The following is a 21,889-nucleotide window of genomic DNA, read 5'->3' as shown; positions in this document are numbered from 1 at the left end:
GAATAATTGAAAGCAAGGGCGGCTGATGATGTTGCCTTTTGTTTTGAAACAATCTAAAAAGGCGACAAACCATAAGTTGAAAAGCAAAAAATTAGGAAATTTGGTTTAATGGGAAGTGGCGCATAATTTAGTGTTAACGATAATTTTAAAAACACTCTACATCACATGGATACGGCAACCACCCCTTCTCCCATCAAAAAAAAAGCAGCGAACAAATCGAAAACAGCTTCAAAAAAGAAAAATTTGAAAGCTCCTTCTACTAAGGGGTCTGGTAACATTAATTATCCAAAGCATTCTTTTGCAAAGTCACTTCGAATTCCGAAAGCGATTATAGAACAGAATGCTGGAAAAGAATGCTCGGAATCAGAATCTGCAAAATTTGTAGGTGTAGGTTATGGTGGCCCATTTCAGGTAGAGATAAGTTCAGCAAAAAAATACGGGCTTTTAGAAAGAACAGGGCCTAAAAAAATTAGACCAACCGAGTTAGCAAAGAAAATAATTCGCCCGCAATCAAGTGAAGATGAGCTCGATGGTGTCAGAGAATCTGTAATAAATGCGCCAATATTAGGAGACGTATATAAACACTACCGAGGTGAAAATTTGCCAGATAGAACTTTCTTTGAAAATGCCTTAGCAGATACTTTCAAAGTACCAGCCGATAGAATAAGTGAATTTATAGAAGTATTTACAGATTCATTGTCGAGCGCAAAGCTTCTTGAAAAAGTTGGAGACAAACAAAGGGTAATAGATATTTCCTCTTCTCGAACAACTCCATTAGTAGATTCAACTGACGAAATAAAAAAACTTGCTAAGAGTGTTTTTATTTCTTCTGGTGACAGCTGTTTTGTTATGATGCCATTTGCTTCACCATTAGGGGAATACTATCAACAGATATATGAGCCAGCCATTAAAAAAACAGGATTAACCCCTTTAAGAGCTGACAATGACATTTTTGGTACTGGAAAAATTATTGACCAGATATGGAATGGAATTAGCTCTGCCAAAGTACTAATAGCTGAACTCACACAGAGAAACCCTAATGTGTATTACGAATTGGGCATAGCCCATGCATTGAAGAAACCGGTTGTATTAGTTTGCTCAAATGAAGAAGATGTGCCTTTTGATCTAAAACATATACGAGTAATTTATTACAACATGCATGATCCTTTTTGGGGCGAAAAATTGATTGATAAAGTTGCTGAGAATATATTATCGGCAATAAAAAATCCTATTGAAGCAATCTTGTTCAAATAAAAAACTACTGTTACCAAGAACATCTCCTTATAGCGTAAGTATCTATATAATTAAATAATTGGAAGGCTGGCGCAAGAGTTGTGCTGATGGGAAGAAGCGTTGGCTTATTGTGCCTGAATAAGGGCAGGCTATGCCATCATTAATTTTCTTAGCGGTTTGTGACTTCGCCAACCGAAACAAATCATAACAAGTGGTTGGTGAGGACACCAACCAGTAAAACATAGTTACAATGAATAAGATTAGATACCCAGATTCTGTTGTTTTTTCTACTGATGGGATGACTTATAAAGCTCCTGATTTTCGAAAGTTTTTTATTATGGCAGGGAGGGAGGCCAAGCCGTTTCACCACGAATGCCTTTACGAGGGGCCGGAAGCTTACAAAATGATTGATAATCATGTGATATTTGCTCAAATAACTGAAAGAGGAATTAGAAAGGAGGGAGATACATATAAGGATATAGAAAATACTCCAAAAGCAGTAATCAATGCACTTCCACCCCGTCCAGAAATATCAAACGAAACGAAAATATGGCGTTATTTACCCAAATTCAAATTTGATGATTTAATTAATAACGGAGTAATACATTATGCAAGAATAGATCAGTTTGCTGATAAACTTGAGGGACAAGCCCCATGTTTTTGCATGAGAAGTATTCTTCTTGATAAGCAGCAAAATGAAGAGCAAAAAAAGGAGGCGTATAGACTTTATAAATTAAGAATGGAAGCTAATCGAAAGATTGGTTTCGCATGTTGTTGGCATATCAATAACCAAATTAATTACGATTTATGGAAGGAATACGGTGGGGATAATTTGAAAGAATCCATTGGAATACTTACAAACGTAAAAAGATTAAATAAGGTATTGAGTGTTACGCAACTTCCATTCTTAAATGAACCAGTCAGGTATTTTGATGAACCATATTTTAATCAAAATGCTTATTGGTTTCCGACTCTATTTAAGCGCCTAAGATATAGTCACGAAAAAGAACTTCGAAGCATTGTTTATATGTTTGGCAATGATTCCGTATCATTTAGATTTAGGATTAATCTTTCCGACTTTATTTATAGAATATACGTGCATCCAGATGCATCCAAAGAATATTTCAAATACATACGTGAATTGATAAAGGCAAAGAATCTAAATATTCCCGTAAAACAAGAACGTCCTTAGTTCTTCTCGTTTCCATTGCTTTCAAGCAAGGTCTCCTCGTATATCGTAAGTATATACTGATTTGGCCCCACTGGCGCAAGTGTTCCACCTCAGTGGATCACTTGATGCCAACTGATTCGGCCCCGTTGCATCGGGGAATTTGAGAAACAAAAGCTGAGCATTTTTAAATATGCACAGCTTTATATTTACTGCAACGGTAGTGCGCTTGAAGTTTCCGATACAATCGGAACAGAAATAAACAGCAACAAGTGATCCTGCAGAACACTTGCGCCGAAGCGGAAAAGCCTGGTGCTATAGTCCTAAACCAAAACTCCAACAAAGGCGTAAAAAGAAGCCCGGCTCTGTGAACCGGGCTGTCTGCATTTTTTACCTTACCGTGCTTTTTTCTTTGGATCTGCTTTTTTCTGAGCTGAGCTTTTCTTTTTAGTCGGCTTATTCTTTCTGGGTTCAACTTTCTTTTTCGACATAGATTTCAATTTAAAATGAGTGAATGATTGACGCATGGCTGCAGCGTATTTCTTCCTGTTCTTTCATGTTGAGCTTTCAGAAGCGGCAACTGCACAGCCAGCGTGTAAGTAAACAAAGATATGCCTATAAGGCTAAATCGAAATTTAATCAAGGTTAATCCTTCCCCTGCCGCAATCCACCTGCATATTGTCGCATTTATGCCTGTGGAGTCGTGTTGATAAATACTAGCTTTGAAACAACATCAAACAACAAACACATGGCACACATCAATCCTCACATCAACTTCAACGGCAATGCCGAAGAAGCTTTTCTGTTTTATCAATCTGTTTTTGGCGGAACGTTTACAAGAGTCGTGCGTTTTAAAGACATGGCCAATGAGCACTTTACGCCATCTGAAAAAGAAGCTGATAAGATCATGCACATTGCATTGCCCATTGGCAGCAGCACCTTAATGGGCAACGATGTGCCCGAATTTATGGGGCCCACCAACGAGCGGGAAAACAGAAGTAAAATTGTACTCCATGCTGCCAGTAAAGAGGAGGCCGATCATTTGTTCAATGGTCTGTCGGCCGGTGGTGAAATTGAAATGCCACTTGATAACAGTCCCTGGGGTTCTTATTTTGGGATGTTCCGGGATAAATATGGAATTGAATGGATGGTGGAATTTGATGCAGCCAACAGCGGAAGCTGAAATGATGGATCATTCTTTGATAAAGTTTGTTGAAGTTGTTGCAATACCTGTGCACAACGTTCTTTGTTTGCTTTTGTGCCAAACAGCAATTATTTTGCATGCAAACAATTTGCTCAGCAACTTAAATTGCAATCATAAATGGAACAAACAGATTTTTCGACAGCATCCGATGCGGAACTGTTGGCAGAAGCAAAAAAGCTTCGGTCGACTTCAATCACAAATGCAGCATTTATTGGTTTTCTGTTAGGCATTGTTGTGTACAGTGTTTTCAACAACAACTTTGGATTTTTGATGCTCATTCCCTTGTACATTATTTACAGGTTGGTGAACGATCCGAAAAGTAAACGACTGAAAGAAGTAGAAACAATTTTAAAACAGCGAAAGCTGCAATAGGGTTTTCGTACAGTGTCATGATCTTTTAACGCTGTAACTATCTTTTCAATTAATTTCTCTTATTGCACCAACACTACATCTGCCACAATATTCCCCGACAATGATTTGGAAGAAGGCAAACTTTTCCAATAAGCACCGGCAACAGTAAGACTGTTATCCGGTTGCACTGCAGGAACAGCAGGAGGAAAGAAATAAGAATACCGTTCGATATACGATGTACTGTTCATCCATTCAGTGGATAGTTTCATAAAATACCTGTGAACAACATCAGATGAGCGGTTTGGATTTGCATTATACTCCGTAACCCAAATCGGCAAAGTGGGATAAGCCTGTCGAACTTTTTCAATAAAGCTTACAAAACGTGTAAACACTTTTTCAGCTGTTAATGAATCGGTAGCACCATTATTGGTTTGGCTTCCCCAATCGTACCAATGGACAGGAAGCACATCTACTCTTACTTTTTGCAATTGTGCCTGGTCCATAAAATTAGTGAGCCATTTTCCTGCACCAAACGTATTGCCTTGTTCTGTTACCGGAGAGCCTAATCGCAAACCTGTTTTGAGCATTACTTTATAACGTTGGATAGCAGTATCAATAACAGGAATATTTGACTGTGTAGAATTATCCGGCTCATTGAACGACAGTAAATGATCTACATCATTTCGTTCAACAAGGTATTTCACATTTGCATCGGTGCAGGAGCCTTTACCCCATGTCATAGGAATGAATTGCTGGTCGGGAAAAGAAGATTTGTTGAGGCTCCATCCATAATACCATTGTGCAGCAAATGCCTGTACTGCTGCTTCGCTTACAGAAGCAGTTCCTTTCTTGTCGGGGTTGCTGATCTTTACATAGCGTACAAATGAAATGTTATTACGCAAACGTGCCGGTAAGTTGGCTTTAATATCGTTGTCTTTTGCTACAATGCTTATAGATTCGCCGGTGCCATCAGAATTGGCGGCAAATACAACCATATAACCTTTCGGCAAAAAAAACGAAACAGCTTTGTCTTCAAAACCGGCAGGGAATGCTTTAAATAATGTGGAAATTCCACTTACCGAAGTATAGATCGTATCAGGTGAAAGTTCAACCCATGGCGAAACAACTTTCTCTCCGCCAGATACGGTGAGCTTTGTTCCTGAATAGTTTCCTTGCGGGTTGCCAACTGGATTGTTATTGTTTGGATTGTTAACAGTTTGAGCTGCTTCTTTTTTACAGGAGGCAAAGGCAATCGTTAACAGCAGGAGAACAAGATGAAGAGTTCGCATGTTCATACTTTTTATAATTCGTTGAACTGAATACAGAAATCAATCCTTGTGTTTTCTGTTGCAGCACTACCAAATATAAATTGCTGCAACAGTACAAAACAGGGCGAAACACAGTTTGAACGGAGAGCCCCTCATAATTGAAACCAGCTAGAAGGCTGGATGAAAGGTTAAATTGTTGTTCTGCGGTTATATTTGCTATCAAATCAAAAAGGAAGCATGAGATCAGTGAAGTGGTTAGCAATCATCATCCTTGTAATTTACAGCAGCAAGGTACAGGCGCAAACATCCAACATTGTATTTGGGAATGTGGTGGATAGTTTGCAAAAAACTCCGTTGCAGGGAGCAACCATTACACTTGTTGATTCAAATGGTGTAAAACTGAAAACCACCTCTTCTGATGCAAAAGGATTTTTTAAGCTGAGTACTGAAAAGAAAAGTCTGCGTGAGATCATCATCAGTTTTACGGGCTTTAAAACAAAAACAGTTCAGCTTACCTACGATCAGCTGGCACAGGAATATAAACTTGGGTCATTATATCTCTATCCCGATGTTTCATCCATGGCGGAAGTAATTGTGAAAGGGATCAAACCGCCTGTTTCATTTAAAATAGACCGACAGGTATTTAAAGCATCGCAGTTTGGAGCTGCATCCAACGGTACAGGTATTGATGTGGTGCGTAACCTGCCTTCTGTTTCTGTAAACGGACAAGGCGAACTTTCACTCCGTGGATCGACCAGTTTTTTAGTATTGGTGAACGGCAAAACAACACAGGGCGATCCGGCATTTGTGTTGAATCAATTACCTGCCGATGCCATTGAAAGTATTGAGATCATCACCAACCCTTCTGCGATGTATGATGCGGATGGTAAGAGCGGCATTCTCAACATCATTACAAAGAATGGTGTGGAAGACGGGTTAATGGTACAGGCGAATGTAATGGGCGGCTTACCTGCATTTAATACCTACAACAATCAACGCAATAAATATCCGCATCGGCACAGTGCGGATGTATCGGCTGCGTTTCGAAAAAATAAATGGGATGTAAGTGGTGGATTTAATTACCTGCGTAACGATCTGGCAGGTTACAGGGAAGGTGATGTGTTTACTGTAATCAACAATATCAAAACAAGTTTTCCTTCGAATGGCGAACGTAGTTTTAACCGCTACAATTATGGTGGAAGATTAGCAGTTGCCTACGAGATCAATAAAAACAATAACATCAGCAGTGGTTTTTATATTGGCAAGCGTTATCAAACACGTGTGGCCGATCTGTTGTACAATAATCAGCGTGAAGATCTTTCAACAGGAACGGTGAGCAACTTTACCTACTTCAATGAAAATACGCAACAGAAAGAAGGCGTGTTTACATTGGCCAATATCGATTACACGCATTTGTTTGCCGATAAATCGAAACTTGTTTTTTCGGCTTTGTTTGAACGGGCGAATCTTTCAGGGTTAACCACCAATAATAATCTTTCTTACCCATCACTAACTGATACTATACAATACACTGAAAATCCTTCTTCAAATCCATTGAATGCATACCGGTTGAAATTGGATTATAGCAGAAAAGTGGGCAACGGTAATTTTCAGGCGGGTTATCAATACAGGTACGATGTGCAGGACGGACGTTTTCTTTACCGAACAAAAGTATCGGGCACAAATAACTTTACGGTAGATCCCGATTTTACCAGCAATGTAAATCTTACCAATCATATTCATGCGGGTTATGTGCAGTATGCAGAAAAAGTAAAACGCTTCAGTTACAGTGCAGGTATTCGGGTGGAAGAATCGGAACGCAATCTGTTGTTTTCGTTGAATGATCAGAAAACAAAACTGCCGCTCACGAATTTCTTTCCCTCGTTGCAATTACGCTACGAGGCATGGGACAGGGCGGTATTGAAAACAGGTTACAGCCGACGCATCAAACGCACCAACAACTATGAATTGAATCCATTTCCTGAACGTGAACACTCAGAAACATTGGAACAAGGCGATCCGCAATTGTTGCCAGAGTTTATTGGCACCTATGAATTGGGTGTTGAGCAATCGTTCGCAAAAGGAAGTTTTTATGTTACACTGTATCATCAGCAAACAAAGAATCCCATTCAACGGGTGAATAAAGTTTTCAACGATACTATTTTGAACCGTGTTTACACCAATGCAGGCCGTGCCATACAAACAGGTGTTGAAACAAATTTTACAATGCAGGTAACTGATGTTTGGCAAACCATCGTTGGCGGTAATGTGTACAAGTACGATATTAAAGGAAGTATTTTTAATGGCGCTGTTGCTGTGCGTAACAACAGCTGGGTGTATAGCATCAACAGTACACAATCGTTTAGTTTACCAAAAAGATGGTTGCTGCAGTTGAGCGTAAATTATCTGTCGTTGCGGGCAACTGCACAAGGCGAAGACAGTTATTTCTTAACTCCGAATTTTACAGTGAAGAAAACAAGTATGGATAAGCGCTGGAGTTTTCAGTTGCAATGGCTGAATATGGATGCAGGGCTAAAGAAATCGAACCGCCAGCGCATTACCACTTACGGAGCTGATTTTTATACAACCACTAACTACATTTACGAAACAGACCAGGTGCAACTGTCGTTAAGTTTTAACCTGCTACGCAAAAACAGGAAGATCAATTTGCCGGTAAGTGAAATGGGCGAGAAGGAGTTTTAATGAAATACGATTTGAAATTGTTTCAGTTTCGTTGTTTATGGTCATCTGATAGGTTGACCAATCGCCTGCATACAAAATATTTAACCCCCATTTACATACAAAAGAATTTCAATGAATCGTACATTTGAGCGTTGTAATTATTACCTACAACCAAACAGCGTAGCAACGTATGAGCAAGAGCAAAAACACAAAAAGGAAATTAGCAGCCGCAGAGCGTGATGAGCTGATCGGTATTTTAAGGGCCCGTTTTGAAAAGAATGTGAAACGTCACAAAGGAATTGAATGGGCAAATGTACAGGCGAAACTGGATGCAAATCCTGACAAACTTTGGTCGCTCAATGAAATGGAACGCACCGGCGGCGAGCCCGATGTGGTTGGGTTTGATAAAAAAACCGGCGAATATATTTTCTATGATTGTTCACCCGAGAGTCCGAAAGAACGCAGAAGTATTTGTTATGATCATGAAGCGTTGGAAAAACGAAAAGAAAACAAACCGGCCAACAGTGCGGTAGAAATGGCATCTGATATGGGTATTGCACTTTTAACAGAAGAACAATACCGTGCGTTGCAGCAACTGGGAGAATTTGATCTGAAAACATCGAGTTGGATCGAAACACCGGCAGCTATCAGAAAACTCAACGGCGCTCTTTTTTGTGATCGTCGCTACAATACAGTGTTTTTATATCACAACGGGGCCGAATCGTACTACGCCGCAAGAGGCTTCCGTGGCTCGTTACGGGTTTGATGCAGGTAGTTACAGCATCATCTGCGTTCACAACAATTCAGTACTAGTTTTTCTTCAACAGAAAACAGTTCGATCAGTGAATCATGCATTGATCTGATTAAGTGCATGGTTGAACGATCTCATTTTTCATAGTCAGCAGTAAGCAAATACATTTAAACAAAAGAAGATGTCAAAAACAAAAATTACAGTAAACAACAACGGATCATTGAAAGTAGAAGGCGATTTTGAAGTAGTAGATAAAAATGGTGCAGTGTATAACCTGCAAGGCAGAGAAATTATTTCGTTTTGCCGTTGCGGCTTGTCGCAGAACAAACCATTTTGTGATGGTTCACACAAAGGACATTTTGAACATGAAGCGGTTGCCTTTGATCTTCCGCCAAAGAAAACAGTATAACATCAAAATAGAAAAGCTGCCTCAGTAAGAGGCAGCTTTCTTTTTTAAAACAAACCTTATTTTATTGCTGTTTGCTTTTTGCAGCAAGCATCCGTTTTTTTGCAGCACTGCTCTGTATGCTTCTTATTCTTCTTCGGTTTGTCGGCACTAACACCGGCATAAACTGTACTTACAAATGCAAAGGCGATTGCCATATAAATGATCTTTTTCATTTTTTTAAATTTTAAAGTTGAAACGAAATAAATTGAATTGTTTATCTGTGCAGATTAAGCCTATACAACTGCCGGTGGACGCCACACACTTGATAAATACGAAGTGCGGTAATGGTTCACCACATGTGCAACCGGAACAGTACAAAAAACGGTAACCGGATGATAACTGAATCCTGCATGTAGTACGTAAACCGAACCGGCAGTATTGCTGCAACAGCACGGATCTTCGTTGCTGTCAGTGTCGGTTGTTTTACGATCGGTTTTTTCAACATCGGTATTGACTGTATTGCTGTTGCAACTTTGCAACGCTACAAACAGTGATTCTATATTCTCCGTGTACGAAACAGTACCGGAGAATAAATTGCAGAAACAAACGATTACTATAATGGCCCGAAGGTTCATGATGATAGAAAAACAGTTACTGATGAATGCCCTGTGAAAATAATTCAACAGTAAGGAGTCCTGTAAAATAGTTGAGTAAAACGCAGGAAACAGTTTTTAAAGTGTAGGAAATTTCACGTGAGTTGTTTGCCGTTTCACTAACAGGATAGCTGTATCTTCAAACCGCCAAAACCTTGTCTTTACGCAAATCTTCTTTTATGAAATTATTTTTCAGTCTTGTTTTTCTTGTGCTGTCAACATTGCTTGCGGCACAACCCTTAGAAGCCATCGATCAATTGATCAAAAAACAAATGGCCGATCAAAATATTACGGGTCTTAGCATTGGCATAGTCGTAAATGGAAAGATCGTTTTGGCAAAAGGATATGGCATGGCAAACCTGGAACACAAGGTGCCGGCCACAGAACATAGCGTGTACAAAATAGGTTCGTTGAGCAAGCAGGTAGTAGCCGTGGGCATCATGACGTTGATCCAATCCGGAAAATTAAAGTTGACCGACACTGTTACAAAGTTTTATAAAGATGCGCCATCAACATGGAGCAAGATCACTATCCGTCATTTGTTAAATCATACGTCTGGCCTGGTAAGAGAATCACCTGCTTTTCAACCCATGCTGTTACAGCATGATACCGTGTTGATCAAAGCTGCTTACAAAGTTCCATTGGTATTTGCTACCGGCACCAAGTGGCAATATTGCAACCTTGGATATTTTATGTTGGCAGATATAATAAGGCAAGTCAGTGGAAAACCGTTTCAGCAATTCATGAACGATGAGATCTTTTCTCAACACGGCCTTACCAATACGCAATCCACATCAACAAGAGTACTGATGCCAAACCGTGCCGATGGCTATATATTCGCCGGAAAGGATTCGTTGGTAAATGCAACCGATTATGTTGCGTTCCGTCCAAGCGGTGCGTTTGTTTCCAACATTACCGATATGCTGCAATGGGAACTGTTGATGCAGGATGGTAAACTGTTACAGAAAAAGAACTGGGAACAAATGTGGGGTGATACAGTAACAACTGATGCTTCTAATGCAAAAGCTGAAGGGTATGGCTATGGCTGGCGTGTCGGTAACTATAACGGCCGTACTATGGTGAATCATGGCGGATCGTTGCCCGGTTTCCGTAGTACGTATTATCGTTTCCCTGCTGATAAAACTGCTTTCATCATTCTTACAAATTCAGATCATACAAATGCGGGTGTGATCGCAAATGGTATTGTGGAGTTGTTGTATAAAAGTAATTAAGTGACTTTTTGTGCTCAGCAATTATGTCTTATTGATGATTGCAACCAGCAAACAGTTCAAAAAGAAGTTTTGTATCTTACTGTCAAATCATTTCCTTGCAGGCACGATTTTATATACCGCATCCGTTGTTACAGGAATTTGTGCAATGCATTATGCTGGTGCATGCAGAAGTTGATCCTGATGCGCCTGCAGTCATCTGTCCATATCCTCCAACGCCGCAAAATTCATTGTTCTTTTATATCAACGATCGCATCAAAGTACAATTGGAGGGAACCGATACTTATATTGAACAGCCACGTAGTGTAATTGTGGGTCCGCAACTCAACCGTGTTCGTATTGATGTGGATCATGATCACAAAGCTGTTCGTGTAGGGTTTCATCCGGGAGGGTTGCATCGGTTGCTTGGTTTATCGCTGGCTGATATGATCGATGGCAGTTATGATGCGGAAGATGTATTTGGTGCAGAACTGAAAGAGCTCAACAACAAACTGCAGGAAGCAGATGGGTTTGATGCCATTAAAGATGTGGTGGAACATTTTCTTTTGCAAAAAGTGAAATCATTGAAACAGGTATTGCCGTTTGATCAGGCTATGTTGGAATTGGTGCGAAGCGAAGGCAGTATCTCCATTGAAAAAATTGCTTCGTTAGCGTGCTTAAGTTTACGTCAGTTTGAGCGGGTGAGTAAAGAACGTATCGGTTTGCCGCCGAAATTATTTGCACGGATCATTCGTTTTTCCAAAGCCTATCGCATACGGGAAAGCTCTCCCGATATCAGTTGGACAAAGATCGCTCATGAATGCAATTATTTTGATCAGATGCATCTGATCCGTGATTTCAAACAGTTTGCCGGCGTTGCTCCCGGTGTCATTGAAAAGGAACTGGACGGATTGCCCATCCGTCTGCAGGCATCACTTCGACTCTAATGTCGTTTTCGTACTATTTTCTGCATTTTCGCTGAACGAGTTTTGTTGTATAAAAAAATCATTATGCAAATCAAGGTTCATCTTTCCATGTTATTTCTGCTATTGGTAACACAAACAACAAAGGCACAGAACTTCGACAAACTAACTGCATTGGAAAGTAAAAGCATTCGTGTGTATCATAGTGCCGGACATGAACAACGGGCAACTTTTATTACACGTCGATTGGAAAAAGCCATCAATTTTCATGAGCAATTAGTGCAGTTTCGTCCAACAGTTACATTGCTGGTACTTACCGCAGCCGACTGGAATAGTTATACTGATTTTCCGGTGTACGGCATGCCGCATTATACCAATCAGCAAACGTTGATTGTAGCGGCAGAAGATAATCCGTTTTGGAAAAGTTTTATTCCGCCATTGGAGCAATTGCCTGCTGACTTGCGAAAGCAAATTGAAACAACCTATCGCAACAGTAAAGGTGAATTGAGCATGGAAGCTTTTTTTGATCTGCTGGCATTGCATGAATTGGGTCATGCATTTCACCAACAGGGTGGATTGAAAATGCATCGCAACTGGATGGGAGAATTGTTCTGTAATATTTTATTGCATACATACATCGCAGAAAATGAACCGGAGCAACTGCCCGCACTAACTGTATTTCCCAATATGGTAATTGCAGGTGGTACAAAAGAATACAAATTCACCGCTTTGCAGGATGTAGAGGAGCGATATGAAGAGATCGGAAAATATCATGCAAAGAATTATGGTTGGTACCAATGTCGCTGGCATAAATCTGCAGGGGATATTTATGAAAAAGGTGGAAAAGAGTTGGTGACGAGGTTGTGGAAAGCATTGCAGCAGCAACAAACTTCGCTGACGAATGAAAAATTGCTGTTGTTCCTTGATAGCGCTGGCGCTAAACCTGTTGCTGATATGGTTCGTAATTGGGAACGGGATATGAAGAGGTGAAAGGGAAGCTGTGAGCGATAAATGACGAATGAAAAATGCAAAATAAAAAATTGGAAATGAAGAAGTGAAAGGCAGCAGGTTGATGTAAGGGGAAATATTAAAGAAGCAATTGTTGAAAGTTGACAGCTTAAAAAGATGAAAAGTAGAGACTCTCCGAAAAATTGCTGATCTACTGTTTGTTGTTGAAGTGGAAGTAAATAAAGAAGATTAAGAAGATGTAGCACCGCTCCCTCTCTTTCGGAGAGGGAGGAGGGTGAGGTTTTATTTTTTTCAGGATTCTCTTCGGTTCCCAAAAGAAAGTTTTACATTTCCATTGAAACCAAAAGCAACGGCAATACATATTCATCATTGCCGGCTTTTATTCTTTATTGGAAATTAAAATCGGTCTATGCTGCGAATCATTCTGCTGTTAAGTATCACAACCATTGCTTTCTTATCATTCAAACAAGATCGGTCAACAGCAGATGCTGTTGATCTGGTAGTACTCAACGGCCGCATCTTTACCGGGAATGAACAACAACCTTTTGCAGAAGCAATGGCTGTGCGTAAGAATAGAATTGTAGCGATCGGTACAACAGTAGACATCAAAGCCATGATCGGCAGTTCAACAAAACAATACCAGTTGAACGGAAAATTAGTAATACCCGGTTTCAACGATGCGCATATTCATTTTCTATCGGGTTCATTGGGATTGAGTACAGTTGATCTCAACCAAAGTAAAACACCAGAGGAGGCCGTTGCAGAAGTAGTGAAATATGCCAAAAAGAATCCATCGGCCAAATGGATCACCGGTTTGGGATGGCAATACACGATTTTTCCGGGCGGCATGCCAACAAAGGAAATGCTGGATGCAGTGATCAGCGATCGTCCCGTTTATATACGTGCATACGACGGACATAGCGCATGGGTGAATTCAAAAGCATTGCAACTCGCAGGTATTACTAAGGAAACAAGTTATACGGGCTTTGGTTCTATTGTAAAAGATGCGAAGGGCGAACCCACCGGTGCATTGAGTGAAGGAGCGATGCAACTGGTTGCCAAATTTATTCCGCCAATAACAAGGGAAGAAAAGTTAGCAGCCATTAAAAAAGGATTACAGTACGCTGCATCGCTTGGCATTACCAGTGTGCAGAATGCAAGTGGTAGTATTGATGAGTTTGAATTGTATAATGAATTGTACACGAAAGGCGAACTAACACTTCGCTATGCAGCAGCATTCAGTGCCAATAAAAACACAAAGCCCGAAGACATTGCTCAATACGTTCAACTGAAAAATAAATTCAAAGGCAATCGCATGCTTACAGCCGATGCCATTAAGTTTATGCTCGATGGTGTAATTGAATCGCACACTGCTGTAATGATGGATGATTACAGTGATGCAGGCGAAGACGGAAAAACAAAAAACGGAACATTTGCGCTCCCGCTTGAAACATACCGGTTATTAGTAAGCGCTTTTGATAAAGCTGGTTTTCGCATCTATACACATGCTATTGGCGATCGTTCTGTACATGAAGCTCTGAATGCATACGAAGCAGCACAAAAACAAAATAATTCTACAGGCACCAGGCATCGGGTGGAGCATATCGAACAATGTAAACCGGAAGATGTACAACGATTTCTACAACTAAATGTGTTGCCTTCGATGCAACCCATCCATGCCGATCCTGCAACCATTGCTGTTTGGGCAAAAGCAGTGGGTGAACAACGCTTGCCTTTTTCCTTTGCCTGGCAATCGATGTTGCAGTCGAAGGCAACATTGGTGTTTGGCAGTGATTGGCCCGCTTGCATTGATCTCAATCCCATCCATGGTTTACATGTAGCTGCGAACCGCCAAACAACGGATGGATTACCAACAGGTGGCTGGATTCCGCAACAACGTATTGGCATGAAGGAAGCTCTGCTGGCCTATACAAATGCCGGTGCTTATTCATCGTTTGAAGAAACGGATAAAGGTAAATTGCTACCCGGTTATCTGGCCGATTTTGTAGTGCTTTCGCAGGATCTTTTCAGCATTCCTACTGCAGCCATCCATCAAACAAACGTATTGCTGACGGTGGTGGATGGGAGAGAAGTATTCAAAGCGGCCAAGTGGTAATGAGGAGCAGGGGTGCAACGCATCTTTTTCATCTGAAAATAGTTTTTCCAAAAAGTTTGATGCTATTTCCAAAAAGAAAGTTTAAATTTCCATTGAAACGAATGGCAGCGGCGGTTCATGTTTGTGGGCCGCTTAGCTGCATTCAATTCTTTATTCGCTCCAATTCATTTATTATTTTATTTTCGGCCCCCATATCGGGCAACTACACGAAAACAGAATGGAATGAATATCAGCCAGGCCAGCATTGAACAGTTATCAATTCATCTCGTAGGCAACAAGGTTAACGAAACCGCACCGCAATTATCCAATCGTTCATTGGAATTGAATGAAGAGCTGAAGACTGTATTGAATGATTATTTTGTACAACCGTTTACCAAAGTTCATGGCTTTGAACAATTCACCCATCCATCCAATCTGCAATACAATACCTGTTACACGATTTTACAGCAGATGTTTGCGGATGGAAATGATTTTCATCATTCATCTGTTGAGTTAGCCAACTATCTGTTCGATCGTTCTGCACATCCACTGATCAAGAAAGGTGAATTTTATGTGGTGTATTTCAAAGACATCATTTTTGAAAATCAGAATCTTGATGCGGTAGGCCTGTTCAAATCAGAAACAAAAGAAAAATTCATTCGTGTACAACAGCAACAACAGTTGTTTGATCTTGAAGTGGAAGAGGGCATCAATATTCACAAACTCGACAAGGGTGCGTTGATATTGAACGATGCAGTGGAAGAGGGCTTTCGGGTACTGTCAATCGATCACACCAATAAATCAAATGAAGCACGGTACTGGTTGCATGATTTTTTGGGTTTGCGTCCTGCATCCGATAGTTATCATACTACCCAAAATTTTCTTACACTCACAAAGCAGTATATCACAGATGCGATGAAAGAAGATTTTCAGGTGAGCAGGGCCGATCAGGCTGATTACCTGAATCGTTCAGTAGATTATTTTAAATCGCAGGAGCAGTTCAATGAAACTGATTTTGCAACCGAAGTATTTGGTCATGATACCGTGATTGACTCATTCAACAAATTCAAGGATGGATATATCCGTGAAAAAGAACTGGATATTGCAACAGATTTTACAATTTCACCAAATGCGGTTAAGAAGCAGGCACGGGTGTTTAAAAGTGTTCTGAAGCTCGACAGGAATTTCCATATCTATATTCATGGCGATAAAAGTTTAATTGAACAAGGATATGATGAACGGACAGGAAAAAAATATTACAAGATCTATTTTGATGAAGAAAGCTAACCGCCATCAGTTGCCGACAAGTCTGTTTTGTGTAGGTTTACAACAATAAAACAATCGCATGCAATTCCAATTATTTGTACAAAGTGTTTCTGAAAACAAACCACCACAAAAACTAACTGTTTATCTCAATGCATTGTGGTATGATGCAAAAGGCGATTGGCATGAAGCACATTCCATGATCGATCATCTGCACGACGAAACTGCCTGTTGGGTGCATGGCTATCTGCATCGCAAAGAAGGTGATATTGCTAATGCTGAATACTGGTATCGCCGGGCAGGTAAAACCAGACCTTCAGTATCATTGCAGGAAGAGTGGGAGATCATTGTGAAAGCACTGCTCTGATCTTTCGTTTACCGAACAGCTTCGTTATAATCAATGAAAGCTTGCAGATTCACATGTTTATGTGGTTCATAAAGCGAGCGAGTCCATTAGTTTTACAATTCATCAGCCTGTAGTTTACAGGCTTTTTTGTAAAACCTTCTCATCATGAACCGAGTTGTTCTCTTTCTTGCATTACTGTGTTTAATTGCCGCCTCTTCCTGTCGTAAGCCTGTTGAAGAAATACCTGGTCCTGTTGCTGAATCAAGCCTGGCACGTACCATCGTATTGAGCAATCAGGGTAATCTGGTGAAGGAAGCACTATACATGAATACGGCTCAATTGAAAGTAAATGCGGGTGTGGAAGCCGGTCAGCTTTTTTTCTTTTTTGATGCAACTCCATCGGCAGATAACAGCACAGGCGATGCATTGTTGCTCACCATTAATGCATCTCATCTTGAAACAGGATTGGTCAACACGTTTACGTTCGATCAGGCAACTGCTACATCCTTACATGCGAGATATGTTTATGCAGTAAGAAACTCGAGTGGCGATGCATGGTCGAGCATCACCGATTCAAGATTTGGTGTAGTGTTTGAAGGAAAGTTGATTGTTACTGCATACGATGCAAAACGGAAACTCATCAGTGGGCTGTATGAAATCAAGGCAAAGAATCTTATCAATGATCCCACTGTGAGATCGGTAGGAGCGCCAATTGATCCGCTCAATCAATGTGATTTAACAATTAGTGGTTCCTTTAAGCATGTGAAATTGCCATAAATTATCTTTACTCGAAAAATCCTCTTGATGATGTGCAAGAGGATTTTTCGTATTCGTTCCGTAACGATTATTTTTCATGCTTTCTTACATACTTCGTCAGTATCACAATCGTTTGTCCTTCTATTTTTCCTTCGATCTGTTCTGTATTCTCTTCCACCAGGCGAATATTCTTTACTACGGTTCCCATCTTTGCATTGAGTGTGGAGCCTTTTACATCCAGTGATTTGATCAGCACCACTGAATCGCCGGTTTGCAATTGAGCACCGTTGCAATCTTTATGCAGATCAACACTGCCATCATTTTCATGATCGCCAGTAGCTTTGGCCCATGCAAGTCGTTCGTCATCGAGATACATCATATCCAGGTTATCGGCGGCCCAGCTTTCGTTTCGTAAACGGTTGAGTATCCGCCATGCCACCACCTGCACACCCGGTACTTCACTCCACATAGCTTCTGTTAAGCAATTCCAATGTGCGCTGTTCAGCTCTTCTCTTTTTTCAATTTGTGCAAGGCATTTGCTGCAGATGAGGATCGTATTGTCTGCATTCGATTGATCCTGCGGCGGCACTTCGTACAACGCTACATTTGTTTCTGATTTACATAATTCACAGGTATTGTTGCTGCGCTGCCGGAGTAGATCGTCCAGTTTCATCGTTTTGGGTTTATTTATGGCGGCGAAGGTAATTATTTCGGAATGCGAAGAGCTGTTTTATCTGGCGGTACAACCTTTGATTGATAAACTGGCTCTTTTGTTGCAGTCAATTGCAGGAGTTGCTCTAAAGATCGGTAGATAAAACAAACCAGTACTTTGTTTTGCTTATCGATCAACTACCTTTAGAAGACAATCAGCAAGTAGCGTGTAATAAAAAAAACCTATTTACTGAAACATACACTTGTGTAATGAAATACATCAAATCATTTTTTTCAACTATGTGGTCGATCATCAAACAATCTTTTTCCGATTTTATTGATAACAGGGTATTGAAACTGAGTGCAGCGTTGGCGTTCTATACTATTTTTTCATTACCTGCCATGCTCATCATCATTATTTCAGTGAGTGATATTTTTTGGGGAAGAGAAGCCATTGAAGGCACATTATATAACCAGATATCCGGTTTTGTTGGAACGGAAGCGGCCATACAAATTCAACAAACCATTCGGAATGCAGCACTTTCATACGAAAGTAAGTTTGCAACCATCATCGGGTTTGTAACATTGCTTGTAGGTGCTACCAGTGTGTTCAGTGAAATTCAGGATTCCATCAACCAGATATGGAAGTTGAAAGCAAAACCATATAAAGGGAAAGGCTATCTGCGGTTGTTGGTAAACAGGTTGCTTTCTTTTTCACTGGTGGTGGGTCTCGGTTTTATTCTGCTTGTATCGCTTGTAATAAACGGCTTAATGGATCTGTTATTGAACAGGCTTACAGTTGTGTTTCCTGAAATTACTGTGATCATGGTGTATGTATTTAATCTTGTACTCACCTTTGGAATTACATCCTTACTGTTTGGAATGATCTTTAAAGTATTGCCCGATGCAAAGATCGAGTGGAAGCATGTACGTGCAGGTGCATTTACCACCGCTATTCTTTTTATGGTGGGTAAATTCCTGATCGGTTTTTATTTAGGGCAAAGTCAACTTTCAACAACATACGGTACTGCAGGATCGGCCATTGTTTTATTGCTATGGGTTTATTATTCTGCCATGATCTTATACTTCGGTGCCGTGTTTACACATGTGTATGCAGCGCACAGGGGTTCCCGTATTTACCCCAACAATTATGCTGTGTGGGTACAGGAAATTGAAATAGAATCGGAGAAGCCATTGGAGTTGCAACCCGAAGAAAAAACAGTGATCGAAGCAAATGGAACAATCGTTGATGATTCGAAAGAAAAAGAATAAGGTGTTTGTCGCATGCTCCCCGTTACATTGTCGCTTTTAGCCATTGGAGGCAAGAAAAAATAATTCGAAATTTGTTTTATCTAATTACGATCACCTTTAAAACAAATGATATGAACACACAGGCAACTACCGTTATTACAATTGAAGCAACTATAAACGCACCGGTAGCAACGGTATGGGAAAGCTGGAACAATCCTGCACACATTACTAAATGGAACAGCGCTTCCGACGATTGGCATACACCGTGGGCAAAAAATGATCTGCGGGTTGGTGGTACGCTTACATCACGCATGGAAGCAAAAGATGGCAGCATAGGGTTTGATTTTACAGGTACTTACGATGTGGTAACAGCGAACGAATACATTGAATATACATTGGAGGATGGTCGTAAAGTGAAGATCAATTTTACGGCAGATGGAAACAGCACGAAAGTGGTGGAGAGCTTTGATGCAGAAAACGAAAACCCGGTTGAAATGCAGCAGGCAGGATGGCAGGCAATACTTGATAGCTTTAAAAAATATACAGAGCAGTTGTAATCGATGCTTTGTTGTTAATCGAAGGCCGGCACATGTATATGATCCGGCTTTTTTTTGAATGGTAGCAGATGTTTGTAAAAAAGAAAATAGTTTAGCATTACAATTTATATTCATGAGAAGAAACCCCTTTTTTGTATTGCTTGCCTGTTTAAGTTGTTTGTTGTTTTGTCAAAGTGTTTGTGATAAAACAAAACAACAACCGGCAGTTACTGTAGCGGATCCGATCATTACAGGTGCCGATCAAACGCAACAATACCTGCCGTACCTCAAAGGAAAACGTGTGGCAGTGTTGGCAAATCCTACAACGATCATTGGGAAAAAACATTTGGTTGACAGTTTGCTTTCACTCGGCGTCAACATTGTAAAAGTGTTTGGCCCGGAGCATGGTTTCAGAGGCAATGCAAGTGCTGGCGTTAAAGTGAAAGATGAAAAAGATCCTGCAACAGGCGTGCCTGTTATTTCATTGTATGGTCCAAAGCGGAAGCCAACAAAAGAAGATCTGGCAAATGTAGATCTGATGATTTTTGATATACAGGATGTGGGCTGCAGGTTCTATACCTACATCAATGTATTGAGCCATATCATGGAAGCCTGTGCAGAGAACAACAAAGAATTGCTGATTCTCGACCGCCCCAACCCCAATGGTTATTTGGTGGATGGACCGATACTCGATATGACGTACAAGTCGGGCATTGGTATGTTTCCCATTCCTATTGCACATGGTATGACGATCGCTGAGTTTGCACAAATGATCAATGGTGAAGGTTGGTTGCCCGGTAAAGTAAAATGCAAACTAAAGATCATTAAAGTTGCGAACTATGATCATGACATGGAATATGTGTTGCCGGTAGCACCATCGCCGAATTTAAATACACAGCAAGGCGTTATGCTTTATCCGTCTACCTGTTTGTTTGAAGGCGCTGCTATTAATCTCGGCCGTGGTACTTATTTTCCGTTTACAGTGTTGGGTAGTCCTTTGTTGAAAGGCAAATATGCATTTTCATTTACACCCGTTGGTATTCCCGGTATGGCAGAAACACCTTTGCATGTGAACAAAGAATGTTTTGGGTTAGATCTCCGCACATACGATATCAATCAACTCCGTAAAACAAAGCGCATCAATGTGCAATGGATGAAAGAATTGTATGCAGCATTTCCTGATAAAGCAAAATTCTTTGATCGTTCACAGAGTAACCAAATGGGCGATATCAATAAACTGGCCGGTACTGCTCAGTTTAAAGAACAGATCATTGCAGGCAAATCAGCAGAAGAAATTTATGCATCATGGGAGCCAGGATTATCTGCCTACAAATCTATACGGAAAAAATATTTGTTGTATCCATAATGTAGCTTTAACAAAAAAACCATAGAAACATGAAACAGATCATCAATACAGTTGGATTGCTGGTAATGGTTATGATAACAGGTATTGCATCAACTGCTGCACAAACATCCATTGGTGGTTCATGGACAAAAACAGATGGTACAACAATTACTACCTGGCTTTTCCAGGATGGTCATTATTCATGTACGCAGTATGACATATCAAATAAACGATTTGACTGGACGCTGGGTGGCGATTACACCGTAAGTGGCGATCAATTGAATACAAAACTTTTTTTTCATACAGCCAACAAAGAAAAAGTTGGTACCGATGAGGTAATGAAATTTGCGATCAGCAATCAATCACTTGTCATAACTAAAGAGAGCAGCAGTCAAACTTTTACACGTATGGATGATGGCAAAGCTGCTTTGGCCGGTCATTGGTTTATTACCGGTCGTGTAGTAAATGGCAACATGCAAACCATTACGCCCGGTGCAAGACGCACAATTAAACTATTAACCGGTTCACGTTTCCAATGGATCGCTATTAATGTTGAAACCAAAGAGTTTTTTGGTACCGGTGGTGGCACCTACACATTTGTAAACGGCAAGTACACCGAAACCATTGAATTCTTTTCCCGTGACAGTTCACGGGTGGGCGCTTCGTTAAGCTTTGATGGTAAAGTGGAAGGGAACAACTGGCACCATTCCGGCCTCAGTTCAAGAGGGGAGCCCATCCATGAAATATGGACCAGGAATTAACGAAATTCACAGCTTTTAAAGATTAATCGAACATTCACCCGTTATCTGAACCGTTTATGTATTTATAAACGGTTGCAGCTATTGGTA

General features: G+C 40.5%; 22 protein-coding genes. 18 read left to right on the top strand and 4 right to left on the bottom strand.

Annotated features, from left to right (window positions below):
* Nucleotides 1-165: 165 nt before the first annotated feature.
* The 4 genes from WG989_RS18815 (at nt 166) to WG989_RS18800 (ending at nt 3,977) form a co-directional block, all read left to right on the top strand.
* A complete protein-coding gene (locus WG989_RS18815) occupies nt 166-1,254 on the top strand; it encodes a hypothetical protein (RefSeq protein WP_340431596.1) in 1,089 nt (362 codons plus the stop codon).
* A 229-nt stretch (nt 1,255-1,483) separates the two neighbouring features.
* Nucleotides 1,484-2,425, top strand: coding sequence for a hypothetical protein (locus tag WG989_RS18810; RefSeq protein ID WP_340431595.1), 942 nt, complete (start codon nt 1,484-1,486; stop codon nt 2,423-2,425).
* 724 nt (nt 2,426-3,149) lie between these two features.
* Nucleotides 3,150-3,584: a VOC family protein gene (locus WG989_RS18805; RefSeq protein ID WP_340431594.1), complete on the top strand. Its 435-nt coding sequence runs from the start codon at nt 3,150-3,152 to the stop codon at nt 3,582-3,584.
* A gap of 138 nt (nt 3,585-3,722) precedes the next feature.
* Complete coding sequence (locus WG989_RS18800; RefSeq protein ID WP_340431593.1) at nt 3,723-3,977, top strand: hypothetical protein; 255 nt, start codon at nt 3,723-3,725, stop codon at nt 3,975-3,977.
* Between the two features lie 59 nt (nt 3,978-4,036).
* Here the strand turns inward: WG989_RS18800 and WG989_RS18795 are convergent, their stop codons facing one another.
* Nucleotides 4,037-5,245, bottom strand: a complete 1,209-nt coding sequence (locus WG989_RS18795; RefSeq protein WP_340431592.1) for a glycosyl hydrolase — start codon at nt 5,243-5,245, stop codon at nt 4,037-4,039.
* Between the two features lie 216 nt (nt 5,246-5,461).
* Between WG989_RS18795 and WG989_RS18790 the strand changes: the two genes are divergently transcribed.
* The 3 genes from WG989_RS18790 (at nt 5,462) to WG989_RS18780 (ending at nt 9,066) form a co-directional block, all read left to right on the top strand.
* Nucleotides 5,462-7,927, top strand: coding sequence for a TonB-dependent receptor (locus WG989_RS18790; protein WP_340431591.1), 2,466 nt, complete (start codon nt 5,462-5,464; stop codon nt 7,925-7,927).
* 169 nt (nt 7,928-8,096) lie between these two features.
* The gene (locus WG989_RS18785) at nt 8,097-8,672 is read left to right on the top strand and encodes a DUF4256 domain-containing protein (RefSeq protein WP_340431590.1); all 576 of its coding nucleotides are present in this window, start codon (nt 8,097-8,099) and stop codon (nt 8,670-8,672) included.
* Between the two features lie 166 nt (nt 8,673-8,838).
* Nucleotides 8,839-9,066: a CDGSH iron-sulfur domain-containing protein gene (locus WG989_RS18780; protein WP_340431589.1), complete on the top strand. Its 228-nt coding sequence runs from the start codon at nt 8,839-8,841 to the stop codon at nt 9,064-9,066.
* Between the two features lie 56 nt (nt 9,067-9,122).
* Here WG989_RS18780 and WG989_RS18775 read toward each other — a convergent pair whose 3' ends face one another.
* Nucleotides 9,123-9,278 (bottom strand): hypothetical protein, encoded by a 156-nt coding sequence (locus WG989_RS18775; RefSeq protein ID WP_340431588.1) that lies wholly within the window; start codon nt 9,276-9,278, stop codon nt 9,123-9,125.
* A gap of 60 nt (nt 9,279-9,338) precedes the next feature.
* Complete coding sequence (locus WG989_RS18770) at nt 9,339-9,680, bottom strand: hypothetical protein (protein WP_340431587.1); 342 nt, start codon at nt 9,678-9,680, stop codon at nt 9,339-9,341.
* A 197-nt stretch (nt 9,681-9,877) separates the two neighbouring features.
* Here WG989_RS18770 and WG989_RS18765 point away from each other — a divergent pair, with 197 nt between their 5' ends.
* The 7 genes from WG989_RS18765 (at nt 9,878) to WG989_RS18735 (ending at nt 17,279) form a co-directional block, all read left to right on the top strand.
* Complete coding sequence (locus WG989_RS18765; protein WP_340431586.1) at nt 9,878-10,930, top strand: serine hydrolase domain-containing protein; 1,053 nt, start codon at nt 9,878-9,880, stop codon at nt 10,928-10,930.
* Between the two features lie 95 nt (nt 10,931-11,025).
* The gene (locus WG989_RS18760; protein ID WP_340431585.1) at nt 11,026-11,853 is read left to right on the top strand and encodes a helix-turn-helix domain-containing protein; all 828 of its coding nucleotides are present in this window, start codon (nt 11,026-11,028) and stop codon (nt 11,851-11,853) included.
* A gap of 63 nt (nt 11,854-11,916) precedes the next feature.
* Nucleotides 11,917-12,819: a hypothetical protein gene (locus WG989_RS18755; protein ID WP_340431584.1), complete on the top strand. Its 903-nt coding sequence runs from the start codon at nt 11,917-11,919 to the stop codon at nt 12,817-12,819.
* A 388-nt stretch (nt 12,820-13,207) separates the two neighbouring features.
* Nucleotides 13,208-14,914 carry an amidohydrolase gene (locus tag WG989_RS18750; protein ID WP_340431583.1) on the top strand — a complete coding sequence of 569 codons (1,707 nt, stop codon included), beginning with the start codon at nt 13,208-13,210 and terminating at the stop codon, nt 14,912-14,914.
* Between the two features lie 222 nt (nt 14,915-15,136).
* Nucleotides 15,137-16,180 (top strand): nucleoid-associated protein, encoded by a 1,044-nt coding sequence (locus WG989_RS18745; protein ID WP_340431582.1) that lies wholly within the window; start codon nt 15,137-15,139, stop codon nt 16,178-16,180.
* A 58-nt stretch (nt 16,181-16,238) separates the two neighbouring features.
* Complete coding sequence (locus WG989_RS18740; protein WP_340431581.1) at nt 16,239-16,523, top strand: hypothetical protein; 285 nt, start codon at nt 16,239-16,241, stop codon at nt 16,521-16,523.
* 144 nt (nt 16,524-16,667) lie between these two features.
* Nucleotides 16,668-17,279 carry a hypothetical protein gene (locus tag WG989_RS18735; protein ID WP_340431580.1) on the top strand — a complete coding sequence of 204 codons (612 nt, stop codon included), beginning with the start codon at nt 16,668-16,670 and terminating at the stop codon, nt 17,277-17,279.
* 67 nt (nt 17,280-17,346) lie between these two features.
* On the opposite strand, the gene WG989_RS18730 is transcribed toward WG989_RS18735, so the two are convergent.
* On the bottom strand, nt 17,347-17,931 hold the full coding sequence (locus WG989_RS18730) for a PhnA domain-containing protein (RefSeq protein ID WP_340431579.1): 585 nt from the start codon (nt 17,929-17,931) through the stop codon (nt 17,347-17,349).
* Nucleotides 17,932-18,179: 248 nt separating this feature from the next.
* On the opposite strand from WG989_RS18730, the gene WG989_RS18725 reads away from it, so the two are divergent.
* The 4 genes from WG989_RS18725 to WG989_RS18710 all read left to right on the top strand — a co-directional run bounded on the left by WG989_RS18725 (nt 18,180) and on the right by WG989_RS18710 (nt 21,802).
* A complete protein-coding gene (locus WG989_RS18725; RefSeq protein WP_340431578.1) occupies nt 18,180-19,181 on the top strand; it encodes a YihY/virulence factor BrkB family protein in 1,002 nt (333 codons plus the stop codon).
* A 110-nt stretch (nt 19,182-19,291) separates the two neighbouring features.
* A complete protein-coding gene (locus WG989_RS18720) occupies nt 19,292-19,717 on the top strand; it encodes an SRPBCC family protein (protein WP_340431577.1) in 426 nt (141 codons plus the stop codon).
* A 112-nt stretch (nt 19,718-19,829) separates the two neighbouring features.
* Nucleotides 19,830-21,062: an exo-beta-N-acetylmuramidase NamZ family protein gene (locus tag WG989_RS18715; protein ID WP_340431576.1), complete on the top strand. Its 1,233-nt coding sequence runs from the start codon at nt 19,830-19,832 to the stop codon at nt 21,060-21,062.
* Between the two features lie 29 nt (nt 21,063-21,091).
* Complete coding sequence (locus WG989_RS18710; protein ID WP_340431575.1) at nt 21,092-21,802, top strand: hypothetical protein; 711 nt, start codon at nt 21,092-21,094, stop codon at nt 21,800-21,802.
* The last annotated feature ends 87 nt before the right edge of the window (nt 21,803-21,889 follow it).

Source organism: Lacibacter sp. H407 (assembly GCF_037892605.1).
Lineage (GTDB): Bacteria > Bacteroidota > Bacteroidia > Chitinophagales > Chitinophagaceae > Lacibacter.
Note: the sequence above shows the minus strand (reverse complement) of the source record. Positions and strands in the feature narration are given on the sequence as shown.